The organism is Henriciella barbarensis (assembly GCF_003576345.1).
GTDB classification, from domain to species: Bacteria; Pseudomonadota; Alphaproteobacteria; order Caulobacterales; family Hyphomonadaceae; genus Henriciella; species Henriciella barbarensis.
In genome coordinates this window covers 251,626-266,301 of sequence record NZ_QWGB01000004.1, presented here as the reverse complement: position 1 = coordinate 266,301, position 14,676 = coordinate 251,626, and the positions used below count along the sequence as shown (strand labels likewise).

Below are 14,676 nucleotides of genomic sequence, written 5' to 3'. Positions count from 1 at the left end.
CTAGACCATCCGTTCCTTGGTCGATGTGAACTGAAGATCAGGGTTCTTTTCCTGAACATAGCCGACATCCCAGCTATTCTTGCCGAGGAAAACCGGTGCCCCGTCAAGATCCGTGCCGACGCTGCCGCGGTTCTTTTCCATGAAAGATTCGAGCTTGGCCGGATCTTCTGCTGAAACCCAGCGGGCGACATTGTACTGGGCCTGTTCGAAGACGACTTCGAGATTGTACTCGGCCGACATGCGCTCTGCCATGACGTCAATCTGGAGAGAGCCAACCGCGCCAACGATCATGTCGGACCCAAGAGCGGGCGTGAAAAGCTGGGTCACACCTTCTTCAGCCAGGCTCTCAAGAGCCTTGCGCAAGTGCTTGGATTTCATCGGATCCTTTGGCCGGGCGCGGCGCAGGATTTCCGGGGCAAAGTTCGGAATGCCCTGGAATTTGACGTCGCCGCTTTCCGACAGGCTGTCACCGACGCGCAGCTGACCGTGGTTCGGCACGCCGATAACGTCGCCTGCATAGGCGGTCTCTGCGATCTCGCGGTCCTGCGCAAGGAACATGAGAGGGGCGTGGATATTGATCTGCTTGTTCGAGGTCGTCTTGAGACGCATGCCGCGCTTGAACTCACCCGAGCAGAGGCGAAGGAAGGCGACGCGGTCACGGTGGTTCGGGTCCATGTTCGCCTGAATCTTGAAGACGAAACCGGACACGTTCTTGTCGGAGCGCTCCACCGTGATCGGCTGGTCTTTCTTTTCGGCTTTTTGGGCGCGCGGACCTGGGGCAAACTCGGCAAGCGTGGACAGAAGCTCATTCACGCCGAAATGGCGAAGGGCCGAGCCGAAGACGACCGGTGTCATATGGCCTTCTTCATAGGCATTGACGTCAAAGTCCGGCAGCGCTTCGGAGGCGAGTTCTGCGCCCTCATCGAGCTCATCCATAACCATGGTATCGATCGTGCCACGCGCTTCCTGCATGCCGATGCGGGTGGACGGGCCGACATCATCACTCTGGTCGGCCGTCTTCTTGCGGAAGGAGACGAAATCACCCTTGCGAAGATCTTTCATGCCCGCAAAGCGCTGGCCCGACGCAGCTGGCCAATAAAGCGGCGAGGTGTCGAGCTGCAGCTTGTCCTGGATCTCGTCGAGGAGTTCCAGCGGGTCGAGCGCTTCACGGTCCATCTTGTTGATGAAGGTGATGATCGGAATGTCGCGCATGCGGCAGACTTCGAACAATTTCAGCGTCTGTGGCTCGATACCCTTGGCAGCGTCCAGCACCATGACAGCGGAGTCCGCTGCGGTCAGCGTGCGGTAAGTGTCTTCAGAGAAGTCTTCGTGGCCCGGCGTGTCGAGCAGGTTGAACATGAGATTATCATGCTCGAACGTCATCACGGAGGCGGAGACGGAGATGCCGCGGTCGCGCTCGATCTTCATCCAGTCAGAACTAGTGCGCCGGCGTTCACCGCGCGCAGCGACCTGTCCGGCAAGGCGGATGGCGCCGCCAGCGAGAAGCAGGTTCTCGGTCAGCGTCGTCTTACCGGCGTCCGGGTGCGAAATGATGGCGAATGTCCGCCTGCGGGCGGCTTCTTCTGCGGGGGTCAAGCTCATGGCCCGCCGGATAAAAGGGAATGACCAGCTTGTCGAGATGGCGCAGCCAGCCATTTGCCGCCTCGCTCAAGGCAATTTGACTGCGCGCGCATTGCCTAATCGCGGCGGACACGGCTAGGGTCGGCTCATTCAAACATATGAGGGAATTGAGGGCATGTCAGACCAGACCGCTACCAGCGATCAGAAAGGCTTTCTCGGCTGGGTCGAGAAAACGGGCAACAAATTGCCCGATCCGGTCTTCATCTTCTTCTATCTGATCATCGCGCTGATGATCGTCTCGCAGATCTGCGCCTGGGCTGGCGTGTCTGCGCTTCATCCAAGCCTGACCAATCCCGACGGCACGCCTCAGCTTGAACAGGCTGCCAGCCTGTTCTCGCCGGAAAACATCCAGCGCCTCTGGGTGGAAATGCCGACCACGTTCACGCACTTCCATCCGCTTGGCTATGTGCTTGTCGTCATGCTGGGCGCAGGTGTCGCAGAACGCTCCGGCCTGTTTGGCAGCGCGATTCGGGGCGCGGTTCGCAATGCCCCAAAAGCCATGCTGACACCGCTGGTCGCTCTCATCGCGATGCTGTCGAACCACGCCGCTGATGCAGGTTACGTCGTTATGATCCCGCTGGCGGCGATCATCTTCGCCTCTGCAGGCCGTCATCCACTGGCCGGTATTGCGGCCGCATTTGCAGGCGTGTCAGGCGGTTTCTCCGCGAACATTACGCCAGGCCAGCTCGATGCGCTTCTCTTCGGCATTACTGAAAGCGCCTATGAGGCGAGCAATATCGATGGCGGATGGAGCGTAAATTTCGCCGGTAACTGGTACTTCATCGGTGTGCTTCTCTTCATCTACCTGCCCGTCATCTGGTTGGTCACCGACAAGATTATCGAACCACGTCTCGGCAAGTGGAAGCCCGACGCCGAGAGCGACATGCAGGCCTATAGCGACGAGGACCGGCCGCTGACCGAAGGCGAAAAGAAAGGTCTTGGCCGCGCCGGCCTCGCCATTCTAGGTGTTGCGCTTCTCTGGGTCTTCATGACGATTGGACCGGGCACGCCGCTGTTGGCAGACGGCCCCGGCAATGAAGACGCTGCCTGGTATGTGCAGGCAGGCCCTCTCTTCCGCTCTCTCGTCGCAGCCTTCCTGATCCTCTTCCTCGCTGCAGGCTGGGCTTATGGCTCATCGGCCGGGACGATCAAGAACCACCGCGACCTCGTCAACATGATGGCGGGCGGCATGAAGGATATGGGCTACTATCTCGTCCTCGCCTTCGCAGCCGCGCACTTCGTGGCGATGTTCGGCTGGTCGAACCTTGGCCTGATCTCGGCGGTGCATGGTGCAGACGCGATCAACAATAGCGGCCTGCCACTCCCGGCAGTGCTGGGCCTCATCGTGCTCTTCTCGGCTGCGCTGAACCTGTTCGTCGGCTCTGCGAGCGCAAAATGGGCGCTGCTCGCGCCTGTGCTCGTGCCAATGCTGATGCTGGTCGGCATTAGCCCGGACGGCGCGACGGCGGCCTACCGTGTGGGCGATGGTGCAACGAACATCATTACACCGCTCATGGTCTATTTCCCGCTGATCCTTGTCTTCGCCCAACGCTGGCAGAAGAATTTCGGCCTCGGCAGCCTGACCGCGATGATGATCCCTTACTCGATCTGGATGCTCATCACGGGCGTTATCCTCATGATGTTCTGGCTCTTCGTTGGCTTCCCACTTGGGCCGGGCGCGCCTGCGCAGATCCCGATTCCGGGGACGGCTGGCTAGACGATCTGACAGCTCAAATCAGTAGCGCCGCCGGTCTCATCAACCGGCGGCGCATTTCTTTGTGGCGGAAGGTTTGGCGTCAGACGCCGTGGATTTCGCCTGCAGCGGCTTCGGCCTTGATCCACTTGATAAAGGCGCGGACATCGTCTGACTGATGGCGCCCCTTGGGCCAGACAATCCAGTAGCCGAAATCGATACTGGTCGACCCATCCGCAAACGGCGCGACAAGACGGCCTGCTGCCATGTCCGATGAGGCGATGGCGCGCTTGGCGAGGACGACGCCGCGCCCGGACGCTGCTGCCTCAATGGCCATTGAAGACTGGTTGAAACGCGGGCCGCGCTGGCCGTTCACCTTGTCCGCGATGCCGCGCGCCGCTAGCCAGCTTGTCCAGTCCGGGCAGGACGGGTCCTGCTCCGTGCTTTCATCATGGATCAGCGTATGCTTGGCGAGGTCCTCGGGCTTCCTGATCGCGTCGGAGCCTTCCAGAAGGCGCGGCGAGCAGACAGGTAGCACGGTCTCGTCCATCAGCTTCTCTGACTTGAGGCCATCATAGCTTCCCTGCCCATAGCGGACCGAGAAGTCAGCGTCTGCGGTGGTGAAGTCGGTGATAGACATATCCGCCGAAATCCAGGCCTCGATGCCCGGATTGGAAATGTGAAACCGGTCCAGGCGCGGCGCCAGCCATTTGGCGGCGAAGCTCGGCGCGCAAGAGACCATGACCCGGCCCTTGCGTGCAGGCTGCTGCATGATGCGGCCCGCTTCTGTGATACGTGAGAAGGCTTCGCGCACCAGTGGCAGGCTTGCCTGCGCGGCGTCGGTCAGAAGCACACTACGTCCGGTCCGCTTGAAAAGCGGTGTGCCGGCATATTCCTCCAGCTGGCGGATATGCTGGGAAATGGCACCCGGCGTCACATTAAGCTCTTCGGCCGCCTTGCTGAATGACAGACGGCGTGCAGCCGCTTCAAAGGCGCGTAGCGCATTCAGCGGGGGCAGACGATCATTCGAGTCGGCCATGGAAATGCTCGCATAGTTTATCTAAACGATGGGATCAGGGGTCTACGCTTGCCGGAGGCGGGTCACAAGCCTCATTTTCCGGTAAGTCCCAGTAACGCCCCGACAATGCGAGTCACGATGCAACTCTTCCCAGCCTTCTTCCAGATGGATGGCGCTCATGTCGTCATTTTCGGCGACGGCGTGAATGCACAGCGCAAGGCGCGCCTCGTCGCCAAAACCCCGGCGCGGATCGCGCTGGTCAACCGTCACATGCCCGACTGGGCCGAAGGGGTTGAGCAGATTGCTCACGTCGAACCGGAACAGGCTGGACAGGCGCTGGACACATCGCGCTTTGCCATTATCGCCTCTGAGGACGAGACAGAGCTGCAATGGGCCTACGAACTCGTCCGTGCTTTCGGCGTGCCGGTGAACGTGGTGGACCGCAAGGAGCTTTGCGACTTCACCGTTCCAAGTATTCTCGATCGCGGTCAGGTCGTCGCGGCCTTCGCGACCGGCGGCGCGGCCCCGGTCATCGCAAAGGACGTGCGCGCCAAACTGGAAACACTTCTGCCAGAGCGGATCGGCACGCTTGCCGAGCTGGCCGAGCGCTGGCGCCCGGCGGTGAAAGACGCAATCAGTTCGGAGACCTCGCGCCGTCACTTCTGGGAACACGTGCTGCGCGGGCCTGTGGCTGAAGCGGTCTATGGCGGCGATGATGAACGCGCCGAGAAGCTGATGGACATCGCCCTCCGCCGTTTCTCGCATGAAGAGGCCTCTAATGAACCGGGCCCGGTCCACATTGTTGGCGCAGGCCCGGGTGACCCGGAGCTTCTGACCCTGAAAGCCTTCCGCCTGATCCAGCAGGCCGACATCGTGTTTCACGACAAGCTGGTTTCCGACGAGATCATGGACATGGTTCGCCGCGACGCAGAGCGCGTCCCGGTCGGCAAATCCAAGGGCGAGCACCTGGTCCCTCAGGACGGCATCCACGAACTGATGATTGCGGCAGCCCGCGAGGGCAAACGCGTGGTGCGCCTGAAGGGCGGCGATCCGTTCATTTTCGGACGCGGCGGCGAAGAAGTGGAAGCGCTGCGCGAAGCGGGCATCGAAGCGACCGTGGTGCCGGGCATATCGTCGGCGCTAGGGTGCGCCGCGAACGCCAATCTACCGCTGACACATCGCGATCATGCCCAGACACTGACTTTCGTCACAGGTCATGCGCGCAAGGGTGGCGTCCCCGATCTCGACTGGCAGGGCCTTGCCAAGCCAAACCAGACCGTCGTCGTCTTCATGGGTGTTGGCACATCAGCGATCATCTCGGAAAAGCTGCAGGAAGCCGGCCTTTCGGGTGACACCCCGGTGGCCGTCATCGAGAATGGTACGCGCGAAAACGAGACGCGTGGCTTTGGCTCTCTTGAGGCTCTGCCCCGGATCATCGAAACACACGGCATCAAGGGCCCGGCGCTCTTGATCATCGGCGAGGTTGCCGGTCTTCCCACTGAAGCCCAGAACAAACTCATAACGGAGGCGCTGGCATGACTTCGGTCCGCCCGAAACTGAAACCTGACCAGCCCAAGGCGGTGACTGCCTGGGACACCCTGACCGGTAAAGTCGTCTGGATGGCAGGCGATGGCAGCTGGTCTGACAACCCGCAGCGCATCGGCGTCTTCACTGGCGATGAGGCCGAGGCCCGCCTGAAAGATGCAGAAGCACAGGAAGGCACGGTCACTGACCCGTATTTCATGCAGGTCACGGAAGACGGCGCCGTCGACGGCCGAGAAACGCTGCGCGAGCAAATTCGAGCGAACGGACCGACGGTGCATCCTGAGTTCCAGAAAGCCCCGAAATGATTCGCATCTATGGCGACAGCATTTCGGGCAACTGCCTGAAAGTGAAGTGGGTCGCAGAGCGTCTCAGCATCGACCATGACTGGGTCGAAATCGACATTCTGAAGGGTGAAACGAACACCGACAGCTTCCTGACGATCAATCCGTTCGGACAGGTCCCGGTCGTTGCGTTTGATGATGGACGCACGCTCGCCCAGTCGAACGCGATCATCACCTATCTGGCGGAGGGAAGCGACCTTATACCTGAAGAGGCTTTTGAGCGCGCAAAGGTTCTGGAATGGATGTTCTGGGAACAGTATTCCCACGAGACAGCGATCGCGGTGCGCCGCTTCCAGAAGCTTTATCTGAAGAAAAATGACGACGAGATCGACCCGCACCTGATGGCAAAGGGCCGCCGCGCACTTGGCCGGATGGAACTCGCCCTGCTTGGCAATGACTGGATCGCTGGCGGCGAGGCCATGACGCTGGCCGACATTTCTCTTCTTGCCTACACCCGCCTCGCCCATGAGGGCGGGTTTGACGTGTCCGAGTTTCCAGCCGTCCACGGCTGGATTGCGCGCTGCGAGCGCGAGCTCGGCCTTCCCCATCTACATGAGGTTACCGATGTACAGGTATGATGAATTCGACACCCGGATCGTGAAGGAACGGGTCGAGCAGTTTCGCGGACAAGTGGCCCGCCGCCTTTCTGGCGAATTGAAGGAAGATGAGTTCAAGCCGCTGCGTTTGCAGAATGGCGTCTATCTTCAGCTGCACGCCTATATGCTGCGGATCGCCATTCCCTATGGCCAGCTCAGCCCGCGCCAGATGCGGGCGCTGGCCGAGATCGCGCGCAAGTATGACCGCGGCTATGGCCATTTCACGACGCGCCAGAACATCCAGTTCAACTGGGTGGCGCTGAAGGATATTCCCGATGTGCTGGCTGACCTCGCCGAGGTCGAGATGCATGCCATCCAGACCTCAGGTAACTGTATCCGCAACGTGACAAGCGACCATTATGCTGGCGCGACCAAGGATGAAGTGATGGACCCGCGGCCGTGGTGCGAGATCATTCGCCAATGGTCGACCTTCCATCCGGAATTCGCCTTCCTGCCCCGCAAGTTCAAGATCGCCGTGACGGCAGCCGAACATGACCGCGCAGCGATCAAGGTGCACGATATCGGGCTGAACATGCGCCGAAAGGACGGTGAGGTCGGCTTCGAGGTGCATGTTGGCGGCGGCCAGGGACGCACGCCGCACATCGCCGCGAAGGTCTCTGACTTTGTGCCCGAAGGCGAGCTGCTCGATTATCTGGAAGCGATCATGCGGGTCTATAACCGCTTTGGCCGCCGCGATAACAAGTACAAGGCGCGGATCAAGATCCTCGTCTCCGAAACCGGCGAAGAGGAATTCCGCAAGCTGGTCGAGGATGAGTTCGCCGCGCAGCGGGATGCCGAGAAAATCGCCCTGCCCCCGGAAGAGATCGAGCGTATCCACGCCTATTTCGAACCGCCGGAGCTGGCGGCCAAGCCGGCAAGCTCCGACAGCTTCGAGAAGGCGAAGACTGCCGACGCCGCCTTTGCGCGCTGGACGCGGGTAAACCTGCACCCTCACAAGGTGGAGGGCTACACGACTGTAACGGTCAGCCTGAAGCCGATGGGCGTTGCCGCTGGTGACGCGACCGATGACCAGATGGATGTGATGGCCGATCTGGCCGAAGCCTATGGCCATGACGACATCCGCGTCAGCCATGCGCAGAATGTCGTCCTGCCCCATGTCGCACTGGATGACGTCTATGAGCTCTATCGCAAGCTGGACGCAGCAGGCCTTGCCACCCCGAACGAAGGCCTCATCTCGGACATGATCGTCTGCCCGGGGCTTGATTACTGCAACCTCGCCAATGCGCGCTCCATCCCGGTCGGTATGGCGATCCAGGAAGCGTTCAGCGACCCGGACGACCAGGCCGATATCGGCAAGTTCCACATCAATATTTCCGGCTGCATCAATGCCTGCGGTCACCACCATGTCGGCCATGTCGGCATTCTGGGCGTCGACCGGAAAGGTGAGGAATACTACCAGATCACGCTGGGCGGGCGCGCCGACGAGAAGGCAGCCATAGGCCAGATGGCCGGGCCGGGCCTCAAGGCAGATGATGTTCCCGTGGCATTGAAGCGGCTGGTCGATCGCTACCGCGAACTTCGCACCAGCAAGGAAGAGACCTTCATCGAAACTTTCGAGCGCGAAGGCATGCAGCCTTTCAAGGACGCCATCTACGCTGACGCGTAGAGAGACGAGGACGAGACTTACATGCCACTTATCAAGGACCGCCGCGAAGTCGACGATATCTGGGCCTATGTGCCTGACGAAGCGGCCCTTTCGCCCGGCGGATGTATCACGGTTTCCCTCGCTCGCCTGCGCAGCGAGACGGAGATGCTTCTAGCCAGAAATACTGAGATCGGCGTGCGACTTGAGCCCGCCGACGATCCACATGAGCTTGAAGAGTTCCTGGATCGCCTCGCGCTTATCGAGATCGATTTTCCCAAATATACAGACGGACGCGGCTATTCGCAGGCACAGCTTTTGCGCCGCCGCCTCGGCTATGAGGGAGAGCTTCGTGCCGTCGGACACGTTCTGCGAGATCAGATTCTCTATATGAACCGTTCAGGCTTCGATGCTTTTGAGACCGAGAGGGCCGAACTACCTTCCGTTCTAGACGCGCTGGAAGAGTATTCAGCGGTCTATCAGCCAGCAGCGGATGAACGTGTCCCCGTTTTCCGCCGCCGGCACGGAAAGGATTAAAGGCGCTTATATGCCATATGCCGATTATCAGACACGTCTGAGACAGCCCGTTGAGGAGCGGCTCGCCCGCCTCAATGGTGAGCTGCGTCACGCGTCCGCAACGACCATCCTGCGCGCCTCGCTGGTGCGCGAGTGGTCGGGCAAGCTGACCTATGTGTCGAGTTTCGGTGCAGAGAGCGCTGTGATGCTGGCGCTGATCGCGGATGTCGATCCGGATTTTCCGGTCGTCTTCCTCGAGACCGGCCTGCACTTCCCGCAGACGCTGGATTACAAGGACTCGCTGATTGACCAGCTTGGCCTGACCAATGTTCAAGAGATCAAGCCGAACGAGACCGAACGCAAGATTATCGATCCGAAGGATCGTCTCTGGCAGTCGGACCCGGATGCTTGCTGCGCCCTTCGCAAGGTGCGCCCGCTTGAGCCTGCGCTGGAAGGTTTTGATGCCTGGATAACCGGCCGCAAACGCTTTCATGGCGGCGCCCGCATGAGCCTGCCTGTGTTTGAGCACGCGAATGGCCGCTACAAGGTAAACCCGCTTGCAAGCTGGACGCAGGAGGACGTTGATCGCTTCTTCGTTCACCGCAACCTGCCAAAGCACCCACTGGTCGATCAAGGCTATCCGTCCATCGGCTGCTGGCCTTGCACGCGTCCTGCAGAAGACCCGTCTGATATCCGGTCTGGACGCTGGGCTGGTATGGCGAAAACCGAATGCGGCCTTCACGTCGACAAGTCAGAGCGTCCACGCGTCTTCTAGTTCGCGCTGAATTATTATTGAAAATCGATAATTACCTTCTTATGTGTATGATTGAAAGATCATAGGAAAAGAAGAAGAATGACGTTGACGATTGCTGAGGGACTGGTCCTGCTCTCGCTCAAGAATGAGACGGGCGAGAAAAGCGGGCAGTTTGTCGAATATGGCCTGGCTGGCAGCGCTATAGCAGAACTCATTCTGCGTGAGCGGGTGGCCCTCGACACGGCGAAGAAGAAGAAGCTCTCGGTCACCGATGTCTCGCCCACAGGGGATGTCTTCCTCGATTTTTGCCTTGAGACGCTGGCAAAGCGCGGAGATGGCCGGTCCGTTAAGTCGGCCGTTAGCAAACTCGCCAACAAGTCGAAGCTGTTCAGCAAGCAGGCGCAGGCGCTTGTCGACAAGGGTATGTTGCGCGCCGACCCACAATCCTTCCTGTTCTTCAACTGGACGCGGTATCCTGAGGCAGCGCCAGAGGCTGAAGCGAGCCTGGTTCGTCATCTCGGAGCTGTAATGTTTGAAGATCAGTCTCCTGAAGCCGAAGACTGTGTGATCATCGCACTTGGCGACAAAACCGGCCTGCTGAAAAAGAATTTCCCGAAAGAGATGCTGAAAGCCCACAAAGGTCGCATCCGCGAAATTAGTAAAGGCGGCATGGCCTCTACCAAAGCGACCATCCAGGCTATTGAGGCGGTTCAGGTCGCGTTGATGGCTTCGATAGCGGCAGCTTCAGCCAGCAGCGCATCTGTGAACTGAGACCCGGCGCCTGCTGCAATTATTGCAGTTCGCGTGGAACCTTTTGTGGCGCCCTTCAAACTTCTGCCAAATTCTTCTGGCACTTTGGGAACCATGAAAGCACTTATCCGTTTCTTCTCGTTATCGCTCGCAGCCGCTACTCTTGTAGGGACCGCTGCGTTCGCCAAAGCGCCTACCGATGCCATGGGCCCTGAGCTCTGGTCAGAAGCCATGGCTGCGCGTGCCGTGCATGCCAATGCGGTGAAGAATGACCGGTATATGGTCGTCATCGACTATCGCCGTCATTCCAGCGAGCCGCGCTTCTTCCTTATCGATATGGAATCGATGACTACGGATGAGTATCTCGTGTCTCACGGACAGGGCTCTGACGGTGATCATGACGGCATCGCCGACACGTTCTCGAACATTTCCGGATCGAGAATGACGTCGCTCGGCACCTTCGTCACGGCAGAGACCTATTACGGCAAGCACGGTCTTTCGCTGCGTCTCGATGGTCTGGACGAAGTCAATTCCCTCGCCCGTGACCGCGCGATCGTGATCCACGGTGCCGACTATGTTTATGGTGGCGGCAAGAAAATTGGCCGCAGCTGGGGCTGCCCTGCGCTTGAGCGCGCTGTGGCAGAAGAGATGATCCCACGCATCGCAGAGGGCACGCTGATCTATACCCGCGGCCCAGAGCTAGACGCCAAGCTATACGCCCAGATTGTCAATCAGGCGGGTTGAGCCCATCCACGCGGCCGCGAGGAGGCGGCAGTCCTGCCCGGCCTCGATAGGCCCGTCGGGAAGATCCTGAAGCGCAACCGGATCGACAGCACTGACATAATCGAGCTTTGAGAAGCCCGCCGCCAGAATGGTGCCGCGGGCTTCTTTCATGGCGTCTTCAACAGGACACCCGATACGGATGCGGCAGGCGGCCCGGTGCAGCGCCGAAAAGATCGCATTGGCACGCCGGCGTTCTTCTTCGCTGAGATAGGCGTTACGCGAGGACTGAGCGAGACCATCCTCGTCGCGCCAGGTCGTTCCGCCAATAATCTTGATCGGGAAGCCAAGATCGCGAACCATTCGCTTGATGATCTGAAGCTGCTGATAATCTTTCTCGCCAAAAACGGCGACATCAGGGGTCACATGGATGAAGAGCCGCGCCACCACCGTCGCGACACCATAGAAGAAGTGCGGGCGGTAGATCCCATCGAGAAGGTCTGACATCTCCTCGACGCGGACATTGGTGAGAGAGCCTTCGGGGTACATCTCCTGAACGCTTGGGCAATAGACCAGATTGCAGCCGGCCGCGCTCAGACGCGCGACATCGCCCTCTTCATTGCGGGGATATCGGTCGAGGTCTTCACCGGGCGCGAACTGGGTAGGATTGACGAAAATGCTCGCCACGACGAAGTCGGCTTTCTCCCTGGCTTTCGTCACCAGCGAGATGTGACCGTCGTGCAGGGCGCCCATCGTCGGGACGAAACCCACACGCTGTCCTGACCTGTGGACCGCTGAAATTTCGCGCTGCAAATCCGCGCGAGTCCTGACAATCTTTGCCTGCTGCATGCTCACTTGGAGAAGTTCCCGAATTCTGGTTTCCTCAACGAGGTATTAACCAATTAGGCCGATTTGTTCATTTATGAGAAAGTCCGACATGTCTCTCTTGCAAACGTTTCTGGCCCGCGCGGCCCTGCCGTTCAAATCAAAAAAACCGCTGGTCGATCTTGGCGAGCGCAGGCCATCCACGAACACAAGTCACGGTCACGATGACTGGCTGTTCGAGGACGAACGCCCGGTTGTTGGAAACACCGATGTGTTCTCCCGCTTGACCGCATCGCTCTGCAGGCTGCGTAACTGTCTCGTCGACATCGCAAACGCCGCGCCCATCATCGAAGTGCGCCCATCGCACTACCGGGTCGAATTCTCCGATCATTGTGGTCTTGAGGACGATGTGATGTTCGATGATGAATTGTTTGATCGTCCGGCCGCCTACCGTCCGGAACGCAGTGAGCCGAGCTGGCTGGACAATCTGCTATTTGACCGATCTGCCGGACTCGCGCCGGCCTGACCGGCTGCGAAACTGGCGACCGAAAAATTTGGGGCAATCTGGAAGGGGCTGTAATGGCTGCTGATGGTTTCGGATCATTTGGATCCGCGCATGAAGATGGCACGCGCGAGAATGACGCGGCTGCCCGGCCCTGCCGGATCATCACGATCGGCAATGAGAAGGGCGGCGCAGGCAAGTCCACGGTTGCGATGCACCTTTGTATTGCGCTGTTGCGCCAGGGCAAAAGAGTTGGCGCTATCGATCTCGATGTGCGCCAGCGTTCCTTCACGCGCTATCTCGAAAACCGCTACCGCTGGATAGAGACTACCAGTTCCAGGCTTCCCATGCCTGACATGATCCGCGTGGACGCAAGTGCGCTGCGAAGCCTGGACGAGGCGGAGGCCGAGGAGGCAAACCGTCTGGAAGCCGCCATCAAGCGTCTTTCCACAGTTTGCGACGTCATCATCATTGATGCGCCCGGCAGCGACACTTTCCTGTCCCGCCTTGCCCATGAAAAAGCGGAGACGCTGATCACACCGCTGAATGACAGTTTCGTGGACTTCGACCTCCTGGGCGATGTGAACCCGCAGACTCTTCAGGTGCTGCGCCCGAGCTTCTATTCAGAGATGGTCTGGTCCTGCCGCAAGACCCGCGCCCAGCAAAGAAAGCGGCCGCTCGACTGGATCGTGATGCGCAACCGCACATCTCCGCTGGAGGCGCGCAACAAGCAGAAGGTTGGCGAGGCCATGGACAACCTGTCCAAGCGTGTCGGTTTCCGGATTGCGCCGGGCCTGTCCGAGCGGGTCATCTACCGCGAGCTCTTTCCCGCCGGCCTCACCCTGCTCGATCTCACCGAAAAAGGATCGAACTTCGCTTTCACGATGAGCCATGTCGCCGCTCGTCAGGAGCTTCGCGAACTTGTCCTCATGCTGAAGCTGCCTGAGCTCGCGGACGCGGACCTTGTGATCTGAGCCGACAGCACCTGGTAAAACAAAGCCCCGACCGAAGCAATCGGCCGGGGCTTTTTACTGAACTCTACAAAGCTAAGATTACGCCCCGTCTAGCGCGGCGCGACCCGAAGTGGAGTGCTCTCATCGCCTTCACCGATACGGCCTGGCGTGAAAATCTCACCGTTCAGCATCGGCATGGCAGCGGCATTGATGTTGCCCGGGCGCTGAATGTTATTGATGGTGTAGCTTGCGAGAGCCGTATCGGGCAGGCGCGGTGTCTCAAAGGTGCTGAAGGCAGCCTCGATCAGATCAGAGACGTGCTGATTGCGCGACAGCGAGGAGGATCCGCCGAACATGATCGCGATGACACGGCGTCCATCGCGGCGCGCGGATGACATGAGGTTGAAGCCTGACGCGCGCGTATAACCCGTCTTGATACCATCAACACCCTCGACCGAGCGAAGCAGCGCATTGTGGTTCGGAAACTTCTGGGAGCCCCACTGGAAACTGTCCGTGGAAAAATAGTGATAGTAGCCGGAATGATCCTCAAGCAGGCGTTCGGCGAGGATGGCCATGTCGCGCGCCGTCGACATCTGAGTAGCATCCGGCAGGCCTGAAGCGTTGCGGAAGGTCGTACGGGTCATGCCGAACGACCGCGCCTTGGCGGTCATTAAGGTGGCAAAACGCGATTCAGATGAGCCGAGGCGTTCGGCGATCACGACCGCCACGTCATTGGCCGACTTCGTCACAAGCGCGCGGATGGCATCACGCACCGTAATGGTAGAGCCTGCACGCAGGCGCAAATTTGACGGTGGCTGCGACGCCGCTGCACGAGATACTGGCAATTGTTCGGACAGCGTAATCTCACCGGACTTCAACGCATCAAACACCATATAAAGCGTCATCGCCTTGGTCAGCGAAGCGGGGTAGCGCAACGCATCGGCATTGCGTGCATGCAGCACTTCGTGGGTATCAGCATCGACAACGATGGACGCGTACTTTTCTGCCTGCGCGAACTGGGCAGGCATCAAACTCAATGCGAGCACCCCGAGTGTGACACGCGCAAGTCGTCCAATGAAACCGAGCTTCATATGTTCCCTCCGTGAATTGATGCAGTCCCCGTTCAATTCGAGGAAATCCTAGAATGATAGAAATCAGTTATCCAGCAGTTAACCGCATGACGCGATCTGTTAACTTGCAATTCCCGTACCAGGCGTAA

Annotated in this window: 15 protein-coding genes; 11 read left to right on the top strand and 4 right to left on the bottom strand. The window is 59.4% G+C overall.

Annotation, left to right across the window (positions count from 1 at the left end):
- Entirely contained in the window at positions 1-1,602 is a 1,602-nt protein-coding gene (locus tag D1224_RS02515) for a peptide chain release factor 3 (protein WP_119378435.1), read from the bottom strand.
- Positions 1,603-1,756: 154 nt separating this feature from the next.
- Here D1224_RS02515 and D1224_RS02510 point away from each other — a divergent pair, with 154 nt between their 5' ends.
- On the top strand, positions 1,757-3,358 hold the full coding sequence (locus D1224_RS02510; protein ID WP_119378356.1) for an AbgT family transporter: 1,602 nt from the start codon (positions 1,757-1,759) through the stop codon (positions 3,356-3,358).
- Positions 3,359-3,437: 79 nt separating this feature from the next.
- Here D1224_RS02510 and gcvA read toward each other — a convergent pair whose 3' ends face one another.
- The gene (gene gcvA / locus D1224_RS02505) at positions 3,438-4,373 is read right to left on the bottom strand and encodes a transcriptional regulator GcvA (RefSeq protein ID WP_119378355.1); all 936 of its coding nucleotides are present in this window, start codon (positions 4,371-4,373) and stop codon (positions 3,438-3,440) included.
- Between the two features lie 117 nt (positions 4,374-4,490).
- Between gcvA and cysG the strand changes: the two genes are divergently transcribed.
- The 8 genes from cysG (at position 4,491) to D1224_RS02465 (ending at position 11,201) form a co-directional block, all read left to right on the top strand.
- Entirely contained in the window at positions 4,491-5,891 is a 1,401-nt protein-coding gene (gene cysG, locus D1224_RS02500) for a siroheme synthase CysG (RefSeq protein WP_119378354.1), read from the top strand.
- Positions 5,888-6,202 carry a DUF2849 domain-containing protein gene (locus D1224_RS02495; RefSeq protein ID WP_119378353.1) on the top strand — a complete coding sequence of 105 codons (315 nt, stop codon included), beginning with the start codon at positions 5,888-5,890 and terminating at the stop codon, positions 6,200-6,202. Before cysG ends, D1224_RS02495 begins: the two co-directional genes overlap by 4 nt.
- Complete coding sequence (locus tag D1224_RS02490; protein WP_119378352.1) at positions 6,199-6,816, top strand: glutathione S-transferase family protein; 618 nt, start codon at positions 6,199-6,201, stop codon at positions 6,814-6,816. The genes D1224_RS02495 and D1224_RS02490 overlap by 4 nt, the downstream gene beginning before the upstream one ends.
- Positions 6,803-8,461 carry a nitrite/sulfite reductase gene (locus D1224_RS02485; RefSeq protein ID WP_119378351.1) on the top strand — a complete coding sequence of 553 codons (1,659 nt, stop codon included), beginning with the start codon at positions 6,803-6,805 and terminating at the stop codon, positions 8,459-8,461. The genes D1224_RS02490 and D1224_RS02485 overlap by 14 nt, the downstream gene beginning before the upstream one ends.
- Before the next feature lie 21 nt (positions 8,462-8,482).
- On the top strand, positions 8,483-8,974 hold the full coding sequence (locus D1224_RS02480) for a DUF934 domain-containing protein (protein WP_119378350.1): 492 nt from the start codon (positions 8,483-8,485) through the stop codon (positions 8,972-8,974).
- 10 nt (positions 8,975-8,984) lie between these two features.
- The gene (locus D1224_RS02475; protein WP_119378349.1) at positions 8,985-9,728 is read left to right on the top strand and encodes a phosphoadenylyl-sulfate reductase; all 744 of its coding nucleotides are present in this window, start codon (positions 8,985-8,987) and stop codon (positions 9,726-9,728) included.
- Positions 9,729-9,806: 78 nt separating this feature from the next.
- Positions 9,807-10,478, top strand: coding sequence for a GOLPH3/VPS74 family protein (locus D1224_RS02470; RefSeq protein WP_119378348.1), 672 nt, complete (start codon positions 9,807-9,809; stop codon positions 10,476-10,478).
- A 93-nt stretch (positions 10,479-10,571) separates the two neighbouring features.
- Positions 10,572-11,201 carry a murein L,D-transpeptidase catalytic domain family protein gene (locus D1224_RS02465; RefSeq protein ID WP_119378347.1) on the top strand — a complete coding sequence of 210 codons (630 nt, stop codon included), beginning with the start codon at positions 10,572-10,574 and terminating at the stop codon, positions 11,199-11,201.
- Here the strand turns inward: D1224_RS02465 and panC are convergent.
- Positions 11,169-12,026 carry a pantoate--beta-alanine ligase gene (gene panC / locus D1224_RS02460; protein WP_119378346.1) on the bottom strand — a complete coding sequence of 286 codons (858 nt, stop codon included), beginning with the start codon at positions 12,024-12,026 and terminating at the stop codon, positions 11,169-11,171. The genes D1224_RS02465 and panC overlap by 33 nt on opposite strands.
- Before the next feature lie 88 nt (positions 12,027-12,114).
- Between panC and D1224_RS02455 the strand changes: the two genes are divergently transcribed.
- On the top strand, positions 12,115-12,528 hold the full coding sequence (locus tag D1224_RS02455) for a hypothetical protein (RefSeq protein ID WP_119378345.1): 414 nt from the start codon (positions 12,115-12,117) through the stop codon (positions 12,526-12,528).
- Between the two features lie 53 nt (positions 12,529-12,581).
- Complete coding sequence (locus D1224_RS02450) at positions 12,582-13,478, top strand: division plane positioning ATPase MipZ (RefSeq protein ID WP_119378344.1); 897 nt, start codon at positions 12,582-12,584, stop codon at positions 13,476-13,478.
- An 89-nt stretch (positions 13,479-13,567) separates the two neighbouring features.
- Here D1224_RS02450 and D1224_RS02445 read toward each other — a convergent pair whose 3' ends face one another.
- Entirely contained in the window at positions 13,568-14,548 is a 981-nt protein-coding gene (locus tag D1224_RS02445; RefSeq protein WP_119378343.1) for a D-alanyl-D-alanine carboxypeptidase family protein, read from the bottom strand.
- Between the last annotated feature and the right edge of the window lie 128 nt (positions 14,549-14,676).

Coding starts and splice junctions, on each gene's coding strand:
- D1224_RS02515 (WP_119378435.1), bottom strand. CDS start 1,602: ATGAGCTTGACCCCCGCAGAAGAAGCCGCCCGCAGGCGGACATTCGCC.
- D1224_RS02510 (WP_119378356.1), top strand. CDS start 1,757: ATGTCAGACCAGACCGCTACCAGCGATCAGAAAGGCTTTCTCGGCTGG.
- gcvA (WP_119378355.1), bottom strand. CDS start 4,373: ATGGCCGACTCGAATGATCGTCTGCCCCCGCTGAATGCGCTACGCGCC.
- cysG (WP_119378354.1), top strand. CDS start 4,491: ATGCAACTCTTCCCAGCCTTCTTCCAGATGGATGGCGCTCATGTCGTC.
- D1224_RS02495 (WP_119378353.1), top strand. CDS start 5,888: ATGACTTCGGTCCGCCCGAAACTGAAACCTGACCAGCCCAAGGCGGTG.
- D1224_RS02490 (WP_119378352.1), top strand. CDS start 6,199: ATGATTCGCATCTATGGCGACAGCATTTCGGGCAACTGCCTGAAAGTG.
- D1224_RS02485 (WP_119378351.1), top strand. CDS start 6,803: ATGTACAGGTATGATGAATTCGACACCCGGATCGTGAAGGAACGGGTC.
- D1224_RS02480 (WP_119378350.1), top strand. CDS start 8,483: ATGCCACTTATCAAGGACCGCCGCGAAGTCGACGATATCTGGGCCTAT.
- D1224_RS02475 (WP_119378349.1), top strand. CDS start 8,985: ATGCCATATGCCGATTATCAGACACGTCTGAGACAGCCCGTTGAGGAG.
- D1224_RS02470 (WP_119378348.1), top strand. CDS start 9,807: ATGACGTTGACGATTGCTGAGGGACTGGTCCTGCTCTCGCTCAAGAAT.
- D1224_RS02465 (WP_119378347.1), top strand. CDS start 10,572: ATGAAAGCACTTATCCGTTTCTTCTCGTTATCGCTCGCAGCCGCTACT.
- panC (WP_119378346.1), bottom strand. CDS start 12,026: ATGCAGCAGGCAAAGATTGTCAGGACTCGCGCGGATTTGCAGCGCGAA.
- D1224_RS02455 (WP_119378345.1), top strand. CDS start 12,115: ATGTCTCTCTTGCAAACGTTTCTGGCCCGCGCGGCCCTGCCGTTCAAA.
- D1224_RS02450 (WP_119378344.1), top strand. CDS start 12,582: ATGGCTGCTGATGGTTTCGGATCATTTGGATCCGCGCATGAAGATGGC.
- D1224_RS02445 (WP_119378343.1), bottom strand. CDS start 14,548: ATGAAGCTCGGTTTCATTGGACGACTTGCGCGTGTCACACTCGGGGTG.